Below are 23,344 nucleotides of genomic sequence, written 5' to 3' on the forward strand. Positions count from 1 at the left end.
CCGAAATCAGAAAAAATAAAATTATAAAGCATTCCTTCCCTATATAGATCTTTACATTTTTCTATACTAAAGACTAAACTTTACCTGCTCTAATTTTAATAGACATATTCAAATTATTAAGCTTTTTTTCACTGAAAACAGGGGTTTTTTTGAGTATTAATTCATGTAATTTTACACTTTGTCCCTTTATTTTTTGTAAACAAACCTGTAGAAGAAAAACTAGTTTTTACTGATTTATGACGTATCCCAACATTAAATGAAAAGTCAAATGAAAAAAATACTATTATTCTTACTACTTATTATCTCCATTTCTTTAACAGGCCAAACCACCTACTACGTAGCTGTAAACGGAGATGATTCTAGCGGCAATGGCTCTAACGATACTCCCTGGGCGACCATACAACATGCCCTTAATACTGTTACAGATGGGAGTACAATTTTAGTAAAACCCGGTACATACAATGGGCGTGTGAGAGTTCGTGGAAGTTTTACTACTGGTGTTTTAGTAAAATCACAAGTGTCTTATATGGCAAAATTACGCAATAATACTACCGTTATTACCGCCTATAAAAGCCCTAGCGGTTGCCATGGTATTACTTTTGATGGTTTTGATATAGCTCATGATGCTCCCGGTGCCGCCCCTTTAGTTATTCACATTGATGGAGATGGAAATGGCGATGTACATGATATCACATTTCAGAATTGTGTTATACACGATAGTTACAATAATGATCTTGTAAAAGTAAATGCCGCCTCATACAATATCACTTTCCAGGGGAATTTATTTTTTAATCAATCCGGATCTGATGAGCATATCGATGGTAACAGTGTAGAAAACTTAATTATACAGGATAATATTTTCTTAAACGATTTTTCGAGTAGTGGCCGTACAAATAACAATGATACCAGTAGTTTTATTGTTATCAAAGATAGTGGTGGTAGTAATGATATCTATACTGGTTCGAGAAATGTTAAGATTCGTAGAAATGTATTTCTAAATTGGGAAGGAACCGTAGCCACAAACTTTGTTCTTATAGGAGAAGACAGTGAACCGCATTACCAGGCCTTTGATGTCATGATCGAAAATAACCTAATGCTGGGAAATAGTAGTAATCCTATGCGGGCACCTTTTGGTATTAAGGGCTGTAGAGATATTACATTCAGAAACAATACAGTAACAGGAGATTTACCTGCTAATGCATTTGCATTCAGATTTAACAGAGAACCTACAAATCCTATTATCAACACTATTAATATTTATAATAATATATGGTCTGACCCTACCGGGACTATGAATGATTTTTCAGATTGCCCTATATCTCATACCGATACGTATACCTTAGATACTAACTTATATTGGAATAATGGTACTCCTATACCCCAGGATAGCAGCGATAAAATTAACAGTGCAGATGATGCAAACGGTATAACAGCTAATCCACTGTTAGGAGATCAAAACAACCTAATCATTCCTCATTATGATTCTTCTTTAAACCAATTTAAAGATGGTTCGATTACGATTAGAGAGGCATTCGAACGCCTTGTAAACACGTATGGAACACCCGGGACCAATAGCCCTGCTATTAATATGGCAAGAGCAGATCAGCTTCCTGCAGATGATATTTTAGGCAGGCTAAGGGTAAATGCCGATATCGGTGCAGTAGCACCAGGTGCTGTAGAAAATAATGAATTAGCATTAATTCGACCAGATAATGCTTCAGAAAATATATCTATTACTCCTACTTTAGAATGGTCAGGCTCCGCAAGTTCTTATACTTTAGAAATAACCGATTGTAGCCCCATAGATCCCCCTCCCCCTCCAAATCCTACAATCGGTTTGGGTCTGGATCAATTTAATCTTATCGAGGGTCCGAAAACGATTACACAGATCCCTGATGATCTATCCGGGTTAACCTACAACAACACTACCAATACAATTTTTGCAGTGATTAACGATCCTCCCAGACTCTATGAATTGAGTCTAGATGGTGATGTTGTTAGAGCTATCCCCCTACAAGGTTTTAATGATACAGAAGGTTTGGTATGGGTTAATGGTACAGATTTTTTTGTTATTGAAGAAAAAAGAGGGCGAGCAGTTAAAATTACTGTAGAAAACACAACAACAACCATTTCTTACCCAACAGATTATATTCAATTACCCGGTAATTGGGGAGCAAATAATGGTCTGGAAGGAGTATCCTATAACCCAAATACAAATGAACTAATATTGGTGAAAGAAAAAAGTCCGTTAACTATATATTCTCTAGAAGTACCTGCAGATCTATCAACTCCTCCTACCGTTACCAATCCATTCGATATTGCTACAAATAATTTTGGATTTAGAGATTTGTCTGGTTTACATCATTTAGGAAACAATACAATAGGTCATAATACTCATTTTCTTGTATTGAGTCATGAATCCAGAGCATTAGTAGAAACCGATATGACCGGAAAAGAATATAGTCGTTTAGATCTTGGTACTAATGGTGCTAATGGTACCTTACCCAATAGAATTCTCCAGGCAGAAGGCGTAACGGTAGATAATCAGGGGACTATCTATATCGTAAGTGAACCCAATACATTTTATAAGTTTTCTAAGTCAGCATCTGCAAATGCTACCAAAATGGCCCCTATATTTACAGCCTCTAATATATCTGAAGAATCATTTGTTGTACCAGAAAATACACTTACAATAAATACAGAATATTGCTGGAGGATAAAAGACAATGATACCGGGGATTGGACATCTTATTTTTCGTTTACGACAGGGGATAATGAAAATCCACCTCCGCCGCCATTGCCTGTAGAAACTACCAATACTATCCAGGTTTTTCCTAATCCGGCAGACACCTTCCTTAGTGTTTTATTTGATTTTGATGAACTTCCAGAAAACATACAGGTTTTCATGTATGATATTTCGGGAAAAGAAATAATGAAGCAATCTTCTACTAGTATTGTAGATAATGCCTTGAATATTAATGTTAGTCGATTCCCTAAAGGTTGTTATTTCATAAAAATCAAATACCCTAAAGAGGATATCGTTAAAAGTTTTATCAAGAGGTAATTTAGGTAGATACTTTAAATTCGCATCTAAAAAACATCATCAACAGAGCTTTCTAGAAGGACTTTTTTGATTCGAAATCTTTTATACCATACAAAATATCTTTATACAAATACTGATCACCTATTGCTATTACTAGTCCGTGCACAGGGTTTATGTCTCCGCGCAGCGATGGAGCCATATCCTATTGCGGGGATTGGTTTCCCCTTGCGGGGGAAGGTGCCGGCATACCGCTGGTCGATAAAAAGAATGCGGGGAAGGGTATCCTTATTGCGATGATCGATATACTTATACCGATGACCGATAAAAGGAGTGCGCGGAAAGGTATTCGTATTGCGAGGATTACTATTTATGTCCCGATGATCGGTAAATAGTCTGTTAGGAAAGGGGTTACCATATGAAAGAAGCGCCGCCTACTTATCCAAGTCGGTAAATTTATGGTATATATAACTCACCTGTTTCAAAAAATGAAACTCTTACCCCATAATATTGTGAATTAATACTATAAAAGAACGCTTGATATGAAAGGTTATATGTATATTTTAGAATGTAGTGATGGGAGTTACTATACCGGTAGTACAAAATATTTGGAAAGAAGAATACAGCAACATCAAAATGGAGAAGGTTCAAACCACACCAAAAAACGATTACCGGTAAAATTACTCTATTACGAACAATATAATCGTATTGACACTGCTTTCTATAGAGAAAAACAGGTGCAAGGCTGGTCCAAAGCTAAGAAAAAAGCACTTATAAGAGGGGATTTGGAAGACTTACATAATCTGGCAAAATGTAAAAATGAAACGCATTATTCTGTGTATAGAGCACCGGACTTCGACTCCGTGTTTCCTGAGCTAAGCCGAAGGACTCAGTCCTCTAATGATAACAAACATAACGATCACTGAGCGAAGTCAACGATCACTGAGCGAAGTCAACGATCACTGAGCGAAGTCGAAGTGATCACATTCTTTACCCTTCTCCTATACCAAAACAAACCTACTCCTATCAATACTAGTAATACCAATGTTACCCAATACCACAGGGTGTTGCTTTCAAAAGCAATTGGTGACGAATCTCCTACCAGGTAAAATCCTCCCCAATAAAACGGTTGCGTACGATTGATATTTGCCGTTGCCAGGTAGTGCAATTTGGCCTGTTGTAGTGCTTTTGCCTTATTCATCCCTGCTTTAAGATTGGTATAGAAGTATTGCATCAACTCTGGGGTGGTTTGATCCGATACTTCCCAACTGCTTAAGAGCAAACTTTTAGTCCCCGCATATTGAAAAGCACTACCTAAACTCATAATCCCTTCTCCCTTAGCAATCTTACCGGTACCCGTATAACAAGCGCTAAGCACAGTAAGTTCTGCCGGAATATCTAAAGCAAATAATTCGTGACTATACAACAAATTATCCTCTATCGTATCTTTACTTTTGGTAAAATAAAGCCTTGAATTCTCTGGCCGTTCATTGTCTACATCCCCGTGCAACGCCAGGTGAAGTATCGCATACCGGCCTGCATTTTTCTTAAAATTAGATTCTATGGCTTGTGATCCATAATAATATTGCCCATCGATAATATTAGAGATCGCTTTGATTTCTTTTCGCGTCCCTGGAAGATCAATACCGGTACTTCTTAGCGTGGCCAAACTCATTGTATTGGTCGTTATCGTACTATCTGAAAATGAAAATGCCAGGCACTCCTGCCGTTGTTGTGTGGGTTCTTCACTTTTATCTTTAGTAAATAACAAGTTAGCAGCATTAGCATAGGTAATGGCATATTCTTTAAGCAAATATGATAGGTCTGCAGGGTTATTTGTTGCATCTTTTTGGGTTAGCAATAACTCAAAGTTTAAATGCCACAGTGGCCCATCGGGAATGATAATCAATTCATCACCTGCAAACGTGTCACCCTGTCGAAGAGTATTTGCAATCGGGGCCATTAATTGGTTATATAAAGCATATGCCGTTGTTTTATAGGCTGCCAGGTTTTGCGAAGTTATTGCTTTTCTTAATTGTTCTATAGTAGTCGTAAGATTGGGAGTCTCTAATTCTTGTACTGCAATCTTTTCTTTTGAAATCGTAAAAGCATAGGTAATACGATCTGAAGTAAAAAACTCGAGTACTGCAGTATTATCGTTTAGATGACGCTGAATATCACGAACCGTAACAATAGCATTTTCATGTTTAAGCTGGTAATATTTAGGATACTTCTGCTCTAACACTGCTGTTAGTGAATCTTGCCTATTGCTAATGTCAAATAGTGTATTTTCATATCGAGCTATTTTTAGAGAATCTTTGCTACTCATCCTTAGCCCGTTGTAGAGCTCTGTAATTTTAGATTGATAAAATGCTTTATCAATCCTTAGTTCTTTTTCTAATGCCACAAGATCTGCTGGTAACCCTGTATAGGTTTTGGCATTGGCATCGGTAAGCAATTCTTTTAAGGTATTGGCTTTACTTTTCTCGGCATAGTAAAACGCTTGTTCTAAAGAGGATTGCTCTTTTTCTATGTTATACACTAGTAATTGTGCTGCTATGGCACCCTGATACACTGCTGCTGCTTTTTTAGCAAAATGCACCTTGTCCTGGTAGTTGGTATAGGTTTGTCTGATCGTATTGATAAGAATATCTGCGTTTCGATACGTCTGTATAGCTTGATTAAGATCATTAATATTGTTACTTTTTGTATACAAAGCAGTATGGATTTTGGCTTTACCTAATAAAGAAGTTAATAAAACATCTAAGTTTAAGTAGTGATCTGGGGCAAAAGTTACCTTATTTTTTGCATTAAGCTTAGTATTTGCCACTATAGACTTATCATAATGTGCTAAACTGCTAGCAAACTCTTTTTGTGTAGCATATACTTTTGCTATTTTAGTATAGGATTGTGCAACCTTGGGGTGATGCTTACCAAATACACTTTGTCGTATGGTTAAGGCTTTTTGATACTGTTCTAAAGCTGTATTATAATCTGTTTTGGCATGATATATATTACCAGTACTCTCATAAGAATCTGCTACATCTGGATGGTTTTCTCCAAAAACAGCAATCCTGATTGTTAAGGCTTTATTGGTATGGTGTAATGCTTTATCATACTCTTTTTTTAAGGTATACAACTCCCCGATATCATTATAAGAATCTGCTATATGAGAATTGTTTTGGTCTAATAGTTTTATTCGTATATCTAATCCTTTTTTATAATACAACAGAGATTGATCATAACTTCCCTTTAATCTGTATATATTACCAATATTATTATAGTTAAGTGCAGCATGTATACGATTATCTCCTTCTTTTTTGACTGTAGTCTGAAGTGCTTTTCTATAATATTCTAAGGCTTTATCATAGGCACCTTTATATTTATATACCACACCTATATTGTTATAAACCGAAAAGTACATTTTTTTGTCTTGTCTTGACAATTTTTTTTCAATATTAATAGCTTGATTATAATAATACAACGCTTTATCATACGCTCCTTTGTTTTTATAGCATAGACCAATTCGATTAAGAGCACTAATCACTGTAACATGCTCTTGTTTATAAAGATTAGTTAAAATAAACAGGTATTTTTCATAATAAAGAAGAGCGTCATTATACTCTCCTATTTTTCGATATACATCTCCAATGACTCTAAAAGATCTAGCTAAGTCTTTACTATATTTATTGGAATCATTAATTTGAATAAACAGTCCCTTATTGAGATATAACAATGCTTTATCGGATTCTTCTTTTCTATAATAAGTAAGACCAATATTAAAATAAACTATACTAGTTTTAAAATGATTTGATCCCAATTTTTCCTCCTTAATGACTAAGGATTTTTTATAATATTTTAGAGCTGTATCATAATCTCTCTGAAAAAAATATATATGCCCAATATGCTCATAAGATTTTGTAATAGCAAGATGATTTTCGCCAAAAGCTTTAATTCGCATATCAAGAGCTTTCTCTTGATACTTCATTGCTTCAATAAAATCACTTTTCAGATAATATATATCTCCCATTTGAGAATATGAATTTGCAATAGCAGGATGATCTTTTTCGTAAATTATTGATCTTATTTTCAACCCTTTTTCATAATATTCTAAAGCAGTTTTATAGTCTGAACTATTAGCTTCATAATATTTCCCCATATTATCATAACCATAAGCTTTTTCTCTATTATCTTTCGGTAAGTATATCTTACTTATTTCTAGTGCTTTTTGTGCATTTTTATAAGATATATCATACTGTTTATTTCGCCATTGGCTTTCAGCAATTTTATTATAACATCGGGCAACACGCATCCAGGCGTTGGCCTTTTGGTAGATGGGTAAGGCTTTTTTAAAATATACTACAGCACTATCTAGTTTTCTTTCTGCCAGTAATACATCTGCTTTGGTAAAGTGTTGTGAGGCAACTGTAGTGTCGGTTACCGTTTGGGTATAACCAAGGGTGGTGTATAAAAAACACATACCAATTACACAGTAAAGAAGTGCTTTTTTGTATGGTATTGATTGTATAGTGATGGTCATCTATTCTGATATGTTATGTTTACCCTTCGACAGGCTCAGGGTGACAATTATTAATTAAAAACGTAATGTCAGTCTGAGCCTGTCGAAGACCCATTACTTTTATCAATATTATTTTCAAACTGGGTATAATTTTTAGAATATTCAACCAATTTATCCCAATTTTCTTCAATTAAAGCTATTTTCTTTCTTCTGCTCCATCCTTTTACTTGCTTTTCTATCTGTATGGCTTCATTTGGGTTAGTGCATATTTCAAACCATTTTAAAACAACTGGCCGTTTATCATAGGTATAACTATCTGGTTTATTACCAGCATTATGCTCATTTATTCTTCGCTCTAAATCATTAGTCATACCGGTATAAAAAGAACCATCACTACACTCGACTATATATGTATAATAGTATTTCATTATTAAAACTTTATTTTTCCTAAGCTCAATCTTCCTTCGACAAGCTCAGGATGACAGGCGTTTACGTAGCTATCTATATTATAAAATGTCATGTTCTCTTCGATATGCTCAGTACAGGCCTGTCGAAATACATTATACTCAGGATAACAACTTCAATATATATCCCTTAGTATATTAATAACAAAGAACGTAAAAATGTTACCATTTAGATTCCTCAGTTAAACTTAAATACACGATCTGTTAGTAAAATAATAGTAGTAAGGTAGACCTCACAGGTTTTAAAAACCTGTGAGGTCTCATGTAGTATAGTGTTCTTATTTTCAAAAAACTATTTAATTCGTATGCTGTATTACCCGATTACTCTTTATCAAAAAACAATCTTTATTTTGAATATTAAATTTTAGATTTTACCTTAACCGCCACAATTAATCGTATTAAATAAAGAATAGTTGCCCTACTATGAGTAATCGACAAACTACTAAATATGCTATCTACACCGTAGCTGTCTTATCTGCTGCATTAATCAATGAGTATATCTTAAAATATGTAAAGAAACATATCGATCAACAGGGATATCTCCTGGTGATAATAGATATGCTGGTTATCGTTTTAATTTTTGCACCTGCTTTTGCCCTGGTGACCAATTATGCAAAGAAGATTTCTAAGGCGTATCTTAAGACTTCTAAAAAATTGTCGAGTAGAAATAATGGGATCTTGTTAGGGTTTATCGTTGCCATCATTATTTTGTTTATCCTTTATGCCAATCTTAGGCACAACATCAATGTAATCAATGATCTAAAAGCCTTGATTTCGTAATAATTATCTATTTTTTTTATCATTAATAAGTAAACTATAACATTTATTATCTTGTTATGCTTTGGTTAATACTGTATTTTAGTACATACATTAATCAATATAAATTATGTACTCATGAAAAATTCTTTAGAAGCATTTAAAAAATTCAAAGTTTTATCCCGAGAAGAGCTACTATTAATAGGTGGAGGCAGAAGAGATCAATGTACTGCAGAGCAGGTTAATAATTGCACATTTGTACAATATTATCCAGAAGGGTCTGTAATGATGGATTGTGGAGTATCTGAAGACTCTAATGGGGACGAAGAATGGATTTCGTGTGAAGCACATATAGCATAACTCATAGCTATATGCTATTTATAATGAAATAATCTAAAGTCTTCTTCGTATTGTTTTAGTTATTTCAACCCGAATTTCTTTCCAAAACACTAAATTACTCTGCATTTTTGATGTGGAGTTTTTTTGATATGCCATCTTACTATCCCTATTACATCATCTTCCTCTCGTACTAATTCTAAGGCATACTATATCGCTAATCATAAAAAAACAACCCCCAGTGGTTAACAACTCCTCTGGGGGTCTAGGCTGAAGCGAAAAAATCAAACTAACTCAACTTACACTCAATTAAATATACTTCAGCTTTTCTTCCATATCATTAAGATATGCCTTTTTATTAACATTTTCAATTTTTTATTTAAGAACTACAAACTAATCCTATAGAGTAGCTTGTATTCTAACATAATTCATCTGTTTTTCAGAAAGTGTTGTTCCCTCAAACTTCCTCTAATTTCTTTTTTATCTTGTTAAGACATAAATTATTAATACTACCACTATGGCTATGTTTTGTATTCTTTTCGGGAGTATAACATCCCTTCTCAATATCTAATCCAATCTTTACATAGGCATCTCTAAAAGACATGCCCTGCATTACTAATTCATTTAATGTATCTACACTAAACAGGTAATCATACTTATCATCATCCAAAATATTTTTGTTCACCTTTATATTCTTAAGTGCATACATAGTCATCTCAAGAGATGCTTTTAAATCCTGAATAGCGGGTACAATTCCTTCTTTAAGCAATTGTAAATCCCTGTGGTAACCACTAGGTAAATTATTGATTAGCAAATTTAATTCGTAAGGCAGTGCCTGAATTTTATTACATTTCCCTCTTATTAACTCAAAGACGTCTGGATTTTTCTTATGTGGCATAATACTGGATCCTGTAGTAAATTCTGATGGAATACTCATAAAATCAAAATTCTGACTCATATACAAACACACATCCATTGCGAGTTTAGATAAAGTAGCAGCTACACTACTCATCGCAAAAGCAGTAGATTTTTCTGATTTCCCTCTACTCATCTGTGCAGCAACTACATTATACTTAAGGGTTTCAAAACCTAATTCTCTTGTGGTAAACTCTCTATCTATCGGAAATGAACTACCATACCCGGCAGCACTTCCCAATGGGTTTTGATCCACAACTTTTAAAGCAGCATTTACAAAATACAGATCATCAATAAAGCTTTCTGCATAGGCAGAAAACCAAAGTCCAAATGAGGATGGCATTGCTATCTGCATATGGGTATACCCAGGAAGTAACACATCCTTATACGTTTCTGCAAGGGTAAGTAAATTCTGAGATAATTCGTTAACAAGAGATTTAATTTGAAGTAGTTCTTCTTTCATATACAGGTGCATCGCCACCAATACCTGGTCATTACGTGACCTGGCAGTATGTATTCGCTTACCTGCATCTCCTATTCGTTGAGTTAATTCAAACTCAATTTTAGAATGTATATCCTCGAACTGGTCTTCTATCACAAAAACTCCTTTTTCTATTTCCCGCCCCAATATATTCAATTCTTTTTCAATTTCAGAAATTTCTTTGTCAGAAAGTAAATTAATCTTATGCAGCATCTTAGCATGAACCAGTGTTGCCTGCACATCATACCTGGCAATTACCATATCCAATTGCCTGTCATTACCTACGGTAAACCTATCTATTTTTTGATCTGTTGGTAATCCTTTATCCCAAAGTTTCATTAATTATTCTTTTGTTGAAGTGATTTTAACTACTTCATTATTTATACTATACCTTCTAAAATTTTGATATACAGTTCAATTCCTTCTTTCACCTCATCTACATAAATAAATTCATTTGCAGAATGTGATCTGGTCGAATCTCCCGGCCCCAGTTTTAATGAAGGGCAACTCAATACCGATTGATCCGATAAGGTTGGTGATCCATACGTACTTCTTCCTAGTGCAATTCCCGATTTTACAATAGGATGATCTACAGCAATTGACGAAGATCCTAAATCCAAAGATCTGGGTGCAACCTCAACATATTGAGGCATGTGTTGTTTTACAATATCCAGAACCTCTTTATTTGTATAACTATCATTCACTCGTATATCTACCACCAGATCACAACTTGCCGGTACCACATTGTGTTGTTTCCCAGCATTGATCTGTGTCACTGTAGCTTTTACTTTGCCCAGGTTTTCTGATATTTTTTTAAATTCATATGTTTTAAACCACTCTATCACCTGCAAAGCATTATAAATTGCGTTATCTTCATTAGGGTGAGCAGCATGACTAGCTGTTCCTTTTACCGATATATCTAATACCAATAAGCCTTTTTCTGCAACAGCCAATTGCATTAGTGTTGGTTCTCCTACAATGCCAAATGCTACATTCTTAAGATATTTTAATACACTTTTTAGTCCTAAAGGACCACTACTCTCTTCTTCTGCAGAAGCAACAATCACAAAATTGTAGTGTAATCCTTCTCTATTGTAGAAATAAGTAAATGTAGTTAGTAAGGCAACCAGGCAACCGCCCGCGTCATTACTTCCCAGGCCAAACAGTTTCCCTTCTTCTACAAAAGCTTTAAAAGGATCATTCGTATAGTTTCCATTTGGTTTTACCGTATCATGATGGGAGTTTAATAAAATAGTAGGTTTAGATTCGTCAAAATACGTATTGTATGCCCATATATTATTATTCTCCCTCTCAAAAGGAATATCATTTTGAATGAACCAATTCTCGATCAATTGCGCTGTTTTTTCCTCTTCTGATGAAAACGATGGTGTTTCTATTAAATGATGTAAAAGCTCAATCGCTTCACGTGTTAACTCTTTAGTTTTTGAGTTGGAGAGTAACTGAGTATGTGATTCATCAAGTACTTGATCATCGTTGTTATCTATTTGTAATTTATTTTTAGTATTCTTTAACTTTTCCATTTTCTAGTTTTTAAAACTATTTACTACATCGTTAAGTCTGTTATTTTCTATCCTCTACATTACTCACCTCCTAAAATGTTATAGTACTCATAGGCTTAAGGTCGTATGTTTAGTTGTATTATCCTTTATAAAATCTGCATTTGCAATATGTACCGTACTTACTTTTTTTTGTAAGGCATCAAAGCAATTCTGAAGCTTTGGAAGCATTCCTTCTGTGATCACTTCTGCTTCTCTTAATGCTATATATTTTTCTAAATCAATATGTTCGATTACAGAATCTTTATCCTCTATATTTTCAAGAACTCCTTTTAATTCGAAACAATAAAATAACGACACCTCATAATCAGCACTCATTTCAGAAGCTATTTCTGAAGCTATTGTATCTGCATTCGTATTAAACAATTGCCCTTGGCTATCATGGGTAATGGCGCAAAAAACTGGTGTAATTCCCTGATTCAAAAACGCTTTTATGATATCGCCATTTACCTTAACAACATCACCAACATATCCATAATCAACAAATTGCACAGGTCTTTTCTTTGCCATAATTACATTGGCATCTGCCCCTGTTAATCCCAGGGCATTACAATGGCGGTGCTGTAAACCTGCAACAATGGTTTTATTTAATAGCCCGGCATAAGTCATTACAACGATATTCAGGTTCTCTGCAGAAGTAATTCTTCGACCATCGATCATCTCGGTCTTTACTCCTAACTGAGCTGCAAGTCGAGTAGCAGATTTTCCTCCGCCATGAACCAAAACCTTTGGGCCTTCTACTTTAGAAAAATCTTCTAAGAAAGAAGTCAATGCTTCTGGATCTTCTATTATATTTCCGCCAATCTTGGCTACCAACAATCTATTTTTCACATGTTCTCTCATCACATTAAGATTTTTCAAGTATTTTCTTTAAAACCAATTGTGCAGCATATGTCCTATTATTTGCCTGTTCGATAACAATAGAATTTTTACTATCCAGTACTGCATCATCCACAACTACATTTCTTCGTACAGGTAAGCAATGCATAAATTTTGCATCATTGGTTAGCCTCATTTTTTTGTTTGTAATTTTCCAGGAAAGATCATTATCTATGATTTTACCGTACTCTTGATAGGCACTCCAGTTTTTGACATACACAAAATCGGCATCTTTTAATGCATTTTCCTGGTTGTAATCAATGGGCACCTGTTTAGTAATCTGACTGGCTAACTCAAATCCCACAGGATGGGTAATTACAAAATCTGCGTCCATACGTTGCATCATCTCTACAAAAGAATTAGCAACTGCCTGTGGTAAGGCTTTTGGATGCGGTGCCCATGATAGTACAACCTTTGGCTTATCTGTTTTTTTATATTCAAAAATTGTTATAGCATCTGTTAACGCTTGTAATGGATGTCTGGTCGCGCTTTCCATATTGATAACCGGTATCGAAGCATGGTTTATAAATCCATGAAGTACTTTCTCGCTATAGTCATCATCTCTATCTTCTAATTTTGCAAAAGCGCGTACTGCAAGTACATCACAATATTGAGAAACTACCTGAGCAGCTTCTCTTATATGTTCAGAATTCCCTTGGTCCATTATGGTTCCGTCTCCATACTCGAGCGACCAGCCTTCTCCTGTAAAGTTCATGACCATAACATTCATTCCCAGGTTTAAGGCTGCTTTCTGGGTACTCAAACGGGTACGAAGACTTGGATTAAAAAATAACAATCCTATCGTTTTATCTTTACCCAAAGCCTTATGGGATAAAGGGTTTTTCTTTATTGCAATTGCTTCCTCTACCCAACCGGGTAAAGAGTCTATATTCTGTATTGAAAAGTAGTTGTTCATTCTTATCTCTTAAATCATTGGTTTTTCTACCAATACACTTTGTAATGCTTCTATAAATTGATCTATCTGCTTTTTCCCAATAGTTAATGGAGGAAGAATTCGCAATAGCTTTTTATTCATTGCTCCTCCTGTAAAAATATGTTCTTCATAGATGAGTCTTTTTCTAAGTTCACTAACCTCAAAATCAAACTCTAATCCTAGCATTAACCCTTTTCCTTTCACTTTTTGTACTCCAGGAATTTGATGTGCTTTAGAAGCAAAATATGCTCCTGTTATTCTTGCATTATCAATAAGGTGTTCGGCTTCAATCACTTCAAGAACTGATAATGCTGCAACGCAAGCCAGGTGATTACCTCCAAAAGTGGTCCCCAACATTCCATAATCAGGTTTAATATGCGGGGCAATTAATATGCCTCCTATCGGAAAACCGTTACCCATACCTTTTGCTATAGAAATAATATCTGGTGTAATCTCATGATATTGATGTGCAAAAAAATTACCGCTCCTGCCGTAACCCGATTGCACTTCATCTGCTATTAAAACAACACCAAACTCATGACATATGGTTTCTAAGGTTATAAAAAAAGGAGTCGTGCCTTCATCTAGCCCTCCTACTCCTTGTATAGGCTCTATAATCACAGCACACACGTCACCTTTTTCTAATTCAGTTCTTACGAGCTCAATTTGGTTTAACGGCAAAAAAGTGACGTTTTGCTGAGTATTTAATGGTGCATTGATTTTAGCATTATCTGTAGCAGCTACTGCGGCAGATGTTCGCCCATGAAAACCATTATGAAATGCTACCACACTTGATTTCCCTGTATAAAAAGAAGCTAGTTTTAATGCATTTTCATTGGCTTCGGCTCCAGAGTTACATAAAAACAATTGATAGTCGTCATATCCCGATAATGCTCCCAGTTTTTTTGCTAATTTCGTTTGTAAGTTATTTTGAACAGCATTAGAATAAAAGCCTATTTTCTCTACCTGTTCTTTTATGTTTTGCACATAGTGAGGATGCGAATGGCCAATTGAAATCACCGCATGCCCTCCGTACATATCCAGATATTCTGTTCCATTTTTATCCACAACGGTAGCATCATAAGCTTTTACAGGCTCTACATCATATAAAGGATATACGTCAAATAATTTCATAGTAATAATTGTTGGTTGTTTTTCTATATTAAATATTCATTTCCTATTTTTCGACATTCAATATTTTTTATTTCACTTCTAGTTTTTCTATCTAAAATTAACTTCAGGTTGTTTTGATAATAACTACTTATATTGGTTCTCGATACACCATGCTAAGGCATGGCACTCGAACAGACATCGGTTTCAGGTTTCATACTTTGTGCTTTTACATTTTCTATTATTTAGTATTCATTATTCGTTACCAGTACATACGCATCAACTAACAACCAAAAACGATCAACTATTTAATTGTGTTTATTTTTTCATAAGAAGCCATCACTCCTTTTATTACCGATGAGCTTAACCCTTGGTGCTCCATCTCATTTAGACCTTCTATGGTACATCCCTGAGGTGTTGTTACCTTATCGATTTCGCGTTCGGGATGAGTTCCATTCTCTGCTACCAATGTTGCAGCTCCTATGGCGGTTTGTACAGCAATGATTTGGGCTTCATGTGGATGAAATCCCATTTGAATCCCTCCTTGTATCATAGCTCTTAAAAATCTAAGAAAAAATGCTATTCCGCTAGCTCCTAAAACCGTAGCGGCTTGCATTAGGCGTTCTTCTATAACTAGCGTTTTACCAATGGTATCAAACATCTTTTGTACTATAGCTAATTCTTCTTTTACATCCTCATTAGCTGCAATACAGGTCATCGATAGTTTTTTGGCAGCTCCTGTATTTGGCATTACCCGTACTACTTTATTATTAGGAACTACTGCATTGATTTCGGCAATGGATGTGCCTGTTACTGTAGAAATCAATATTTGCTCTGTTGTTACTGTATTTTTTATTTCCTGTAAAACAGCATCCAACTGTCTTGGTTGTACGCAAAGAATTACCCATTTTGCATTTTTTATAGAGTCTACTATATGTTGTGAGGTAGATACCCCTAGTTTTTCTTCAACTTCTTTTAGGTTATATTTTGATTTATCTACTACTGTAATATCAGTAGCTTCAAACAAATCACTATTGACCAATCCAGAAATTATTGATTTACCTAAGTTTCCTCCTCCTATAATTGTTATTGTGTTCATATTATTTTTTTATACGTTTATTTCTATATGAAATTCTTTTACTAAAACGCACTTGCTTTTAATTCTAATCCTGTTTTTTCTTTTAATCCCAACATTAAATTCATATTATGAATAGCTTGTCCGGATGCTCCTTTGATTAAGTTATCGATTACAGATGTGATGAGTAACATTCCATTTTTCTTACTAATGTGTAGTATACATTTATTCGTGTTTACTACTTGTTTTAAATGAATTTCCTCATCAGAAACCACCGTAAACTCAGCCTTTTTATAATAAGCTGTATACAGTTCTTTTGCTTCTTCTTCGCTACCTTCATATTTTGTATACATGGTGGCATAAATTCCTTTACTAAAATTTCCTCTATTAGGAATAAAGAAAACCGGGGCTTCAAAATCATGTTGCTCCTTTTTAAGGCTTTGTTTTATCTCTCCAAGGTGCTGATGTGAGAATACTTTATAACTAGAAAAATTATTATCTCTCCAGCTAAAATGAGTGGTTCCTCCTGGCATTACACCAGCTCCTGTACTTCCTGTTGTAGCATTAATATGTACAGTATTCTTAAGTTTTCCTGCAAAAGCTAATGGTAATAACCCTAACTGAATGGCAGTAGCGAAACATCCCGGATTTGCAATATTTTTTGCTGACCTAATCTTTTCTTTTTCTAACTCTGGCAAACCATATACAAAATCTCTTCCCAGAAATTCCTGATCATCGTTTAATCTAAAATCATTTCCCAAATCAATTACTTTGGTCATTTTTGAAAACGTATTGGTTTCTAAAAACGATCTTGACCTACCATGCCCCAGGCACAAAAACAATACATCTACATTTGGGTTTATGGTATCTGTGAACTTAAGATCTATTTCTCCTATTAAATCTGGATGTTGTTTATGAATTGGTACACCTGCATTTGTTGTGCTGTACACAAAATCCAGTTTTACTTCTGGGTGATGTACCAATAACCTTAAGAGTTCTCCTGCTGTATATCCAGATCCTCCTATTATTCCTACTTGTATCATGACTCACTTGGGTTTACATTATGATATATCTTATTAGCATTACCGTAGATTTTTATAAAACCTTTAGCATCATCAGATGTCCAGGAATTATTCATCTCACCATACTGCCCGAAGTCTGATTTCATCATATCGAAATCTGATTCGATTCCTTCCAGCGTAAAGTGATAGGGTTTCAATTTTACTTTTACGTCTCCTGTTACTGATTTTTGAGAGTCTTCCATAAACACTTCTATATTTCTCATTACCGGATCCAGATAGTTTCCTTCATGTAACAACATACCATACCAGTTAGCTAGTTGCTCTTTCCAATATTGTTGCCACTTGGTTAAAACGTGTTTTTCTAAAAGGTGGTGAGCTTTAATGATTACCATTGGTGCGGCTGCTTCAAAACCAACTCTCCCTTTAATACCAATAATTGTATCTCCTACATGGGTATCCCTACCAATGGCAAAAGCACTGGCGAGTTCTTCCAGCTTCTGAATGGTATTCACCGGGATATCCTTAACTCCATCTAATCCTACAAGTTCTCCTTTTTCGAAATTTAAGGTGATAACTTCTTCATTTTCTTTTTGAAGTTGACTTGGGTATGCCGTATCTGGTAATGCACTATGCGAAGAAAGGGTTTCTTTTCCTCCTACACTGGTTCCCCAAATACCTTTATTGATTGAGTACTGTGCCTTTTCCCAGCTGTAGTACACCTCGTGTTTTTCCAGATATTCTACTTCGGCCTGACGAGACAGTTTTAAATCTCTAATCGGAGTAATAATTTCGATCTCCGGCGCTAATGTTTGAAAAATCACATCAAATCTTATCTGGTCGTTTCCTGCTCCTGTGCTTCCGTGTGCAATATACTTTGCTCCTACTTTTTTAGCATATTTAATCACCTCTATAGCCTGAAAAATTCGTTCTGCACTTACAGAAAGTGGGTACGTATTATTTTTTAATACATTACCATAAATCAGATACTTAATCGCTTTATCATAAAACTCGTTTAGAATAGTTTTATTTACATGAGATGAGCTTCCCAACTCATATGCTCTTTTTTCTGTCTCCTTTAACTCCTTTTCAGAAAAACCACCTGTATTTACCAAAATGGTATGTACATCCAGTTTTTTTTCGTGAATAAGATATTTTACACAATATGAGGTATCCAGTCCTCCGCTGTATGCTAATACTACTTTTTCCATAACAACAATTGTTTATTGCTTGCAAGCATCGTTTGTTTAATATTTTTTAATCGTTTTAGTACTTTTTTATCGTACCACTTTTCTTTTTTCTTTACTTCTTTTAAAGGGTCGTATAGCATGCCGGTACACAAGCACATTTTATGCTCTTTGGAAGTTAGAATATCATAATTTGTACATGTTTTGCACCCTGCCCAAAACTTAGGATCATCTGTTAATTCGGAGAATGTAACGGGTTTATATCCCAAATCAGAATTGATTTTCATTACAGCTAATCCTGTTGTGATACCAAATACTTTGGCCATTGGGTATTTCTTCAAAGAATAATTGAATGTAAATTCTTTGATTTTTTTTGCCAGACCTTGATTTCTAAAATTAGGATGTACGATTAAACCAGAATGTGCTACATGTTTTTCATGACCCCAGATTTCGATATAACAAAACCCTGCAAATTGATTGCCGGATATAGCAATAACTGCATTCCTGTTTTGCATCTTTGTTTGTATATACTCTGGAGTACGCTTAGCTATACCGGTTCCTCTTACTTTGGCAGAGTCAGATATTACTTCGCATATTTCCTTTGCATGACGAAAATGATTTTCGTTAGCAATTATTATTTTTACTTTTTCCATAAACGAATCCCGCTTATTAAAGAAGCGTTATATCATTTACATTTTGAATTCGCTATATCGAATTCAAAATGTAAATGATATAACTATTAAAATTAGTGTTGATTTTTCTGAATCCAGGTTGGTATGTGAATCATATCCCGTTATTTGGCGTGATAAGAATTCTTACTAAATACTTTAAATAGGTTATGTACACAACTATCTAAAAATTCAGTTTTTCTAAAATGGATTCGATGTCTCTAGGGGAAGTAGGACGCACCTACTTCAAAAGAATATTAGACCCCCAAGGGGCGACGAAAGCGGCGTGTGGGAATAAATGTATTACCAAAATTGTTCAAATATTGAACTTTACTCTCTGTAGATATGTAATTTACCGTTTTCATAATAGTAACTCTAAATCGTCGGCCGTAGCCCCTTTCGTTAACTAGATGGTACAATATTACGTAAAAAATTAATACGGGAAACAAATAAGTCGTAAAACTGATTAACTTTTATCATTTTTATAAAAATCTAAAGTTTTGACTGTTAAATTGATATTCTATATTGTGAATCTCTAACAAAAAAGACGATCTTTTCAGATCGCCTTTTTTAAATTTTTATCTTGAGTTGTTTTTATTTTCCTCCAAAAGTAAACAAAAGCCCTACATTAAATGCAAAATCACTTACTGTAGCCTTTCCATCACCTTCTCCTATTTCTCCTGCATTTAGATAAGCGGCATTAACATTAAGAATACCATATTTAAAACCAAGTGCCGGGCGAAACGAAAAATTAGAAGTTCTTGCCGTGGCTGCAACTCTTGTTCCGTTTGTTGCTGCCTCGATCTGTGCGATATCAGTAATTCCTATAGCAAGACTACCATAAGGTCTAAATCCTTCTTTTTTAAAGTAGTAACGTCCATTTACCATATAACTCCCAAAAGCAACAGTATCGTAAGATAATAGACCCGCATCTGCCCCGGTTAAAAAATCTCCATGCACAAAAACAGAAACATCAATATCTTCTGTTATTCCGTATCCCAGTTCAAGGTGCCCAGAAAACCCTCCATCTGTAATATCGGCAATATCTCCAGAAGGAATAGCATAACCAACCCCAAAACCAAGTTTAACCTGCGCATTTGTTGTTAATCCTAATAAAGCAACTACAGCAAAAAGTAAAAGTTTTTTCATAATAGATTTAGTTTTTATCGTTTAAGTGCGTGAATATATCGATAAAGAGCCAAATATTGCGCATTTTTATCAAAAAAAGCTAGGAAAAACTATAACCTATTGACAACAAAGCTGTTGAAGGTCACCAAAAACTTGATGATTAAGGATAGGTAATACTACGCAATGCTACTTTGATCAAATCATATCAAAAACTGAAAAAGATCGGGTTTATCATTAAGGTAATCTCCAAAGAAATTAAGAGCCTTCATCCTGGAGACCAAAGGTTCCAGATCTTTCTTATCTTTTAGTTCAATCCCAACCACTGCGGGACCATTTTCTCTACTAGATTTTTTCGAATATTCAAAATGAGTGATATCATCATTTGGACCTAGCACTTCTCCTACAAATTGTTTTAATGCGCCTGCTCGTTGCGGAAAACGAACAATGAAATAGTGTTTTAAATCTGCATATAGCAAAGCTCTTTCTTTAATCTCTGCAGTACGGGTAATATCATTATTACTACCACTTACAATACATACTACATTTTTACCTTTGATCTTATCTTTATAAAACTCTAGAGCTGCCAAGGTTAATGCTCCTGCCGGTTCGACTACAATAGCATCTCTATTGTATAAATCTAAAATAGTCTGGCATACCAATCCTTCGGGAACTGTATACATATCAGAGAGGTATTCTTTACAAATATCAAAGTTAAGATCTCCTACTTTCTGAACTGCTGCACCATCGATAAACTTATCAATATTAAAAATCTCTGTATTCTTATTATTTTGGATAGATGATAACATAGAAGGTGCTCCTTCTGGTTCGACACCAATAATTTTTGTTTTTGGCGATAAGGCTTTCATTGCTCCACATAATCCCGAGGCCAAACCACCGCCACCAATAGCTACAAAAATGTAATCAATAGGTACATCGGTCTGCTTAAAAATCTCAAGCCCTATTGTTCCTTGTCCTTCTATAGTTTTTGGATCCTCAAAGGGATGCACAAAGGTTTTTCCTTCAGAAGTACAGGTTTCCATCGCTGCTTTATACGAATCATCAAATGTATCGCCTTCGAGAACAATTTTTACATGATCACCACCAAACATTTGCGTCTGTGCCACCTTTTGTTTTGGGGTTACCGAAGGCATATAAACTGTACCTTCTATCCCCAAATGATGGCAGGCAAATGCCACTCCTTGCGCATGATTACCTGCACTGGCACAAACAACTCCCTTTTTTAGTTCTTCTTTGGTAAGTGAACTTATTTTATTAAAAGCACCTCTTATCTTATACGAACGAACACGTTGAAGATCTTCTCGTTTCAATAAAATATTAGTGTCGTATCTGCGAGAATACCGAATACTATTCATAAGAGGAGTAACCATAGCCACTTCTTTTATCGTTGAAGCTGCCTTTTGGATATCCTCTAATTCAGGGAAATAGGTTGTGGTGGTTATGGTACTCATAATTTAAGTTTACGCTGGTCTTTTATATTATCCATTTTAACTTTGAAATAGCACTAATAAATAGTTTCTTTTGCACGATTTCAAAGTTAAACTGGGGTATTCTTGCCGGCTCAGATCTATCAAAGGTTACACAATACACATCTCAAAACTCTAACAGACCTGGCCTGACAAAATTAAATGTATTATACTATAGGCTTCATTGCTGTCATCGATGCTCTTAATCGAGAGCCAACAACTTCTATAGGGTGATTTCTTATAATTGCATTTACTTCTATTAGCTTAGCATTATCTACTCCATTCTCTTTTCCTGCATCGTATGCTTTTCCGATAACATCGGTATCTATTTTTTTCATAAAATCTGCTAGTAAAGGCTTACAAGCATGATCAAATAAATAACAACCGTATTCTGCAGTGTCAGAGATCACACGATTCATTTCAAACAATTTCTTACGTGCAATCGTATTGGCAATAAGCGGTGTTTCGTGTAACGATTCGTAATATGCAGACTCTTCAATAATTCCAGAATCTGTCATTGCTTCAAAAGCCAGTTCAACACCAGCTCTTACCATAGCTACCATTAACACACCATTATCATAGAATTCTTGTTCAGAAATTTCAATATCTCCTGCAGGAGTTTTCTCGAATGCCGTCTCTCCTGTTGCTGCTCTCCACGATAATAAATTCTTATCATCATTAGCCCAGTCTTCCATCATCGTTTTAGAAAAATGCCCTTGCATGATATCATCCATATGTTTTCTAAACAACGGACGCATGATACTCTTTAATTCTTCAGACAGTTCGAATGCTTTAATCTTTGATAAATTTGATAATCGATCCATCATATTTGTGATCCCTCCATACTTCATCCCTTCGGTAATGGTTTCCCAACCGTATTGGATTAATTTAGAAGCGTATCCTGCATCGATTCCTTTTTCTATCATTTTGTCAAAACATAAAATAGACCCGGTTTGCAGTAATCCACATAGAATGGTCTGCTCTCCCATAAGATCTGATTTTACTTCGGCTACAAAAGAAGATTCTAACACTCCTGCCCTATGACCACCTGTTCCTGCTGCGTATGCTTTTGCCTGATCTAAACCATGTCCCTGAGGGTCATTTTCTGGATGTACCGCTATTAATGTAGGTACTCCAAACCCTCTTTTATACTCTTCTCTTACTTCTGATCCCGGACATTTTGGTGCTACCATAATCACAGTAAGATCATCTCTCACTTCCATACCTTCTTCTACAATATTAAATCCGTGTGAGTATGATAAAGTTGCTCCTTTTTTCATTAGTGGCATTACTGTAGTTACCACTTGAGTATGTTGTTTATCTGGTGTCAAATTAATAACCACATCTGCATTAGGAATCAATTCTTCATAAGTCCCTACATTGAATCCATTGTCAGATGCATTTTTGAAAGATTGTCTTTTTTCTTTGATCGCTGCTTCACGAAGCGCATACGAAATATCCAAACCAGAGTCTCTCATGTTTAACCCCTGGTTAAGTCCCTGGGCTCCACACCCTACGATAACCATTTTTTTCCCTTTTAATGCATCTACACCTGCCGAAAACTCTTCAGCATCCATAAATCTGCATTTTCCTAGTTGTGTTAGTTGATCTCTTAATGATAGCGTATTAAAGTAATTTGCCATTTCTTTCTTAATTTGTTGTGATTTCCGTTAGGAAATTTGATTTAATTTTATTTTTAGTTGTTTCGATTTTTATGGTGTATCCCTGAATTAAATTCAGGGCCGGGCTATTCGATATATCTTTTTGTTTGT

General features: G+C 35.0%; 18 protein-coding genes. 4 read left to right on the plus strand and 14 right to left on the minus strand.

From position 1 onward, the window contains the following. The first annotated feature begins 268 nt into the window (after positions 1-268). Positions 269-3,064 (plus strand): SdiA-regulated domain-containing protein, encoded by a 2,796-nt coding sequence (locus DK441_RS03290; RefSeq protein ID WP_160111941.1) that lies wholly within the window; start codon positions 269-271, stop codon positions 3,062-3,064. Between the two features lie 518 nt (positions 3,065-3,582). Then, on the plus strand, positions 3,583-3,966 hold the full coding sequence (locus DK441_RS03300; protein ID WP_109097468.1) for a GIY-YIG nuclease family protein: 384 nt from the start codon (positions 3,583-3,585) through the stop codon (positions 3,964-3,966). Positions 3,967-3,992: 26 nt separating this feature from the next. On the opposite strand, the gene DK441_RS03305 is transcribed toward DK441_RS03300, so the two are convergent. Further along, positions 3,993-7,580, minus strand: coding sequence for a CHAT domain-containing protein (locus DK441_RS03305; protein WP_109097469.1), 3,588 nt, complete (start codon positions 7,578-7,580; stop codon positions 3,993-3,995). Between the two features lie 68 nt (positions 7,581-7,648). After that, the gene (locus DK441_RS03310; RefSeq protein ID WP_109097470.1) at positions 7,649-7,987 is read right to left on the minus strand and encodes a GIY-YIG nuclease family protein; all 339 of its coding nucleotides are present in this window, start codon (positions 7,985-7,987) and stop codon (positions 7,649-7,651) included. Positions 7,988-8,446: 459 nt separating this feature from the next. Between DK441_RS03310 and DK441_RS03315 the strand changes: the two genes are divergently transcribed. Together DK441_RS03315 and DK441_RS03320 are read left to right on the plus strand one after the other, a co-directional pair. Continuing rightward, entirely contained in the window at positions 8,447-8,803 is a 357-nt protein-coding gene (locus DK441_RS03315; RefSeq protein WP_109097471.1) for a hypothetical protein, read from the plus strand. A 114-nt stretch (positions 8,804-8,917) separates the two neighbouring features. Further along, positions 8,918-9,139, plus strand: coding sequence for a hypothetical protein (locus tag DK441_RS03320; RefSeq protein ID WP_074409240.1), 222 nt, complete (start codon positions 8,918-8,920; stop codon positions 9,137-9,139). Between the two features lie 433 nt (positions 9,140-9,572). On the opposite strand, the gene argH is transcribed toward DK441_RS03320, so the two are convergent. The 12 genes from argH to ilvC form a co-directional block, all read right to left on the minus strand. After that, complete coding sequence (gene argH / locus DK441_RS03325; RefSeq protein ID WP_109097472.1) at positions 9,573-10,850, minus strand: argininosuccinate lyase; 1,278 nt, start codon at positions 10,848-10,850, stop codon at positions 9,573-9,575. Between the two features lie 41 nt (positions 10,851-10,891). Further along, complete coding sequence (locus DK441_RS03330; RefSeq protein ID WP_109097473.1) at positions 10,892-12,052, minus strand: M20 family metallo-hydrolase; 1,161 nt, start codon at positions 12,050-12,052, stop codon at positions 10,892-10,894. An 87-nt stretch (positions 12,053-12,139) separates the two neighbouring features. Then, positions 12,140-12,931, minus strand: coding sequence for an acetylglutamate kinase (argB, locus tag DK441_RS03335; RefSeq protein WP_109097652.1), 792 nt, complete (start codon positions 12,929-12,931; stop codon positions 12,140-12,142). A gap of 4 nt (positions 12,932-12,935) precedes the next feature. Beyond that, a complete protein-coding gene (locus DK441_RS03340; RefSeq protein WP_109097474.1) occupies positions 12,936-13,883 on the minus strand; it encodes an N-acetylornithine carbamoyltransferase in 948 nt (315 codons plus the stop codon). Between the two features lie 9 nt (positions 13,884-13,892). After that, positions 13,893-15,035, minus strand: a complete 1,143-nt coding sequence (locus tag DK441_RS03345) for an aspartate aminotransferase family protein (RefSeq protein WP_109097475.1) — start codon at positions 15,033-15,035, stop codon at positions 13,893-13,895. A 280-nt stretch (positions 15,036-15,315) separates the two neighbouring features. Continuing rightward, positions 15,316-16,110 carry a pyrroline-5-carboxylate reductase gene (gene proC / locus DK441_RS03350; RefSeq protein WP_109097476.1) on the minus strand — a complete coding sequence of 265 codons (795 nt, stop codon included), beginning with the start codon at positions 16,108-16,110 and terminating at the stop codon, positions 15,316-15,318. A gap of 41 nt (positions 16,111-16,151) precedes the next feature. Then, entirely contained in the window at positions 16,152-17,129 is a 978-nt protein-coding gene (gene argC / locus DK441_RS03355; protein ID WP_109097477.1) for an N-acetyl-gamma-glutamyl-phosphate reductase, read from the minus strand. Next, positions 17,126-18,316, minus strand: a complete 1,191-nt coding sequence (locus DK441_RS03360; RefSeq protein ID WP_109097478.1) for an argininosuccinate synthase — start codon at positions 18,314-18,316, stop codon at positions 17,126-17,128. Before DK441_RS03360 ends, argC begins: the two co-directional genes overlap by 4 nt. After that, positions 18,304-18,945, minus strand: coding sequence for a GNAT family N-acetyltransferase (locus DK441_RS03365; RefSeq protein ID WP_109097479.1), 642 nt, complete (start codon positions 18,943-18,945; stop codon positions 18,304-18,306). Before DK441_RS03365 ends, DK441_RS03360 begins: the two co-directional genes overlap by 13 nt. Before the next feature lie 609 nt (positions 18,946-19,554). Continuing rightward, the gene (locus tag DK441_RS03370; RefSeq protein ID WP_109097480.1) at positions 19,555-20,109 is read right to left on the minus strand and encodes a hypothetical protein; all 555 of its coding nucleotides are present in this window, start codon (positions 20,107-20,109) and stop codon (positions 19,555-19,557) included. A gap of 179 nt (positions 20,110-20,288) precedes the next feature. Beyond that, positions 20,289-21,557: a threonine ammonia-lyase IlvA gene (ilvA, locus tag DK441_RS03375; protein ID WP_109097481.1), complete on the minus strand. Its 1,269-nt coding sequence runs from the start codon at positions 21,555-21,557 to the stop codon at positions 20,289-20,291. 182 nt (positions 21,558-21,739) lie between these two features. Then, complete coding sequence (gene ilvC, locus DK441_RS03380) at positions 21,740-23,215, minus strand: ketol-acid reductoisomerase (protein ID WP_109097482.1); 1,476 nt, start codon at positions 23,213-23,215, stop codon at positions 21,740-21,742. Positions 23,216-23,344 lie beyond the last annotated feature (129 nt).

The organism is Aquimarina sp. AU58, from assembly GCF_900312745.1.
GTDB classification, from domain to species: Bacteria; Bacteroidota; Bacteroidia; order Flavobacteriales; family Flavobacteriaceae; genus Aquimarina; species Aquimarina spinulae.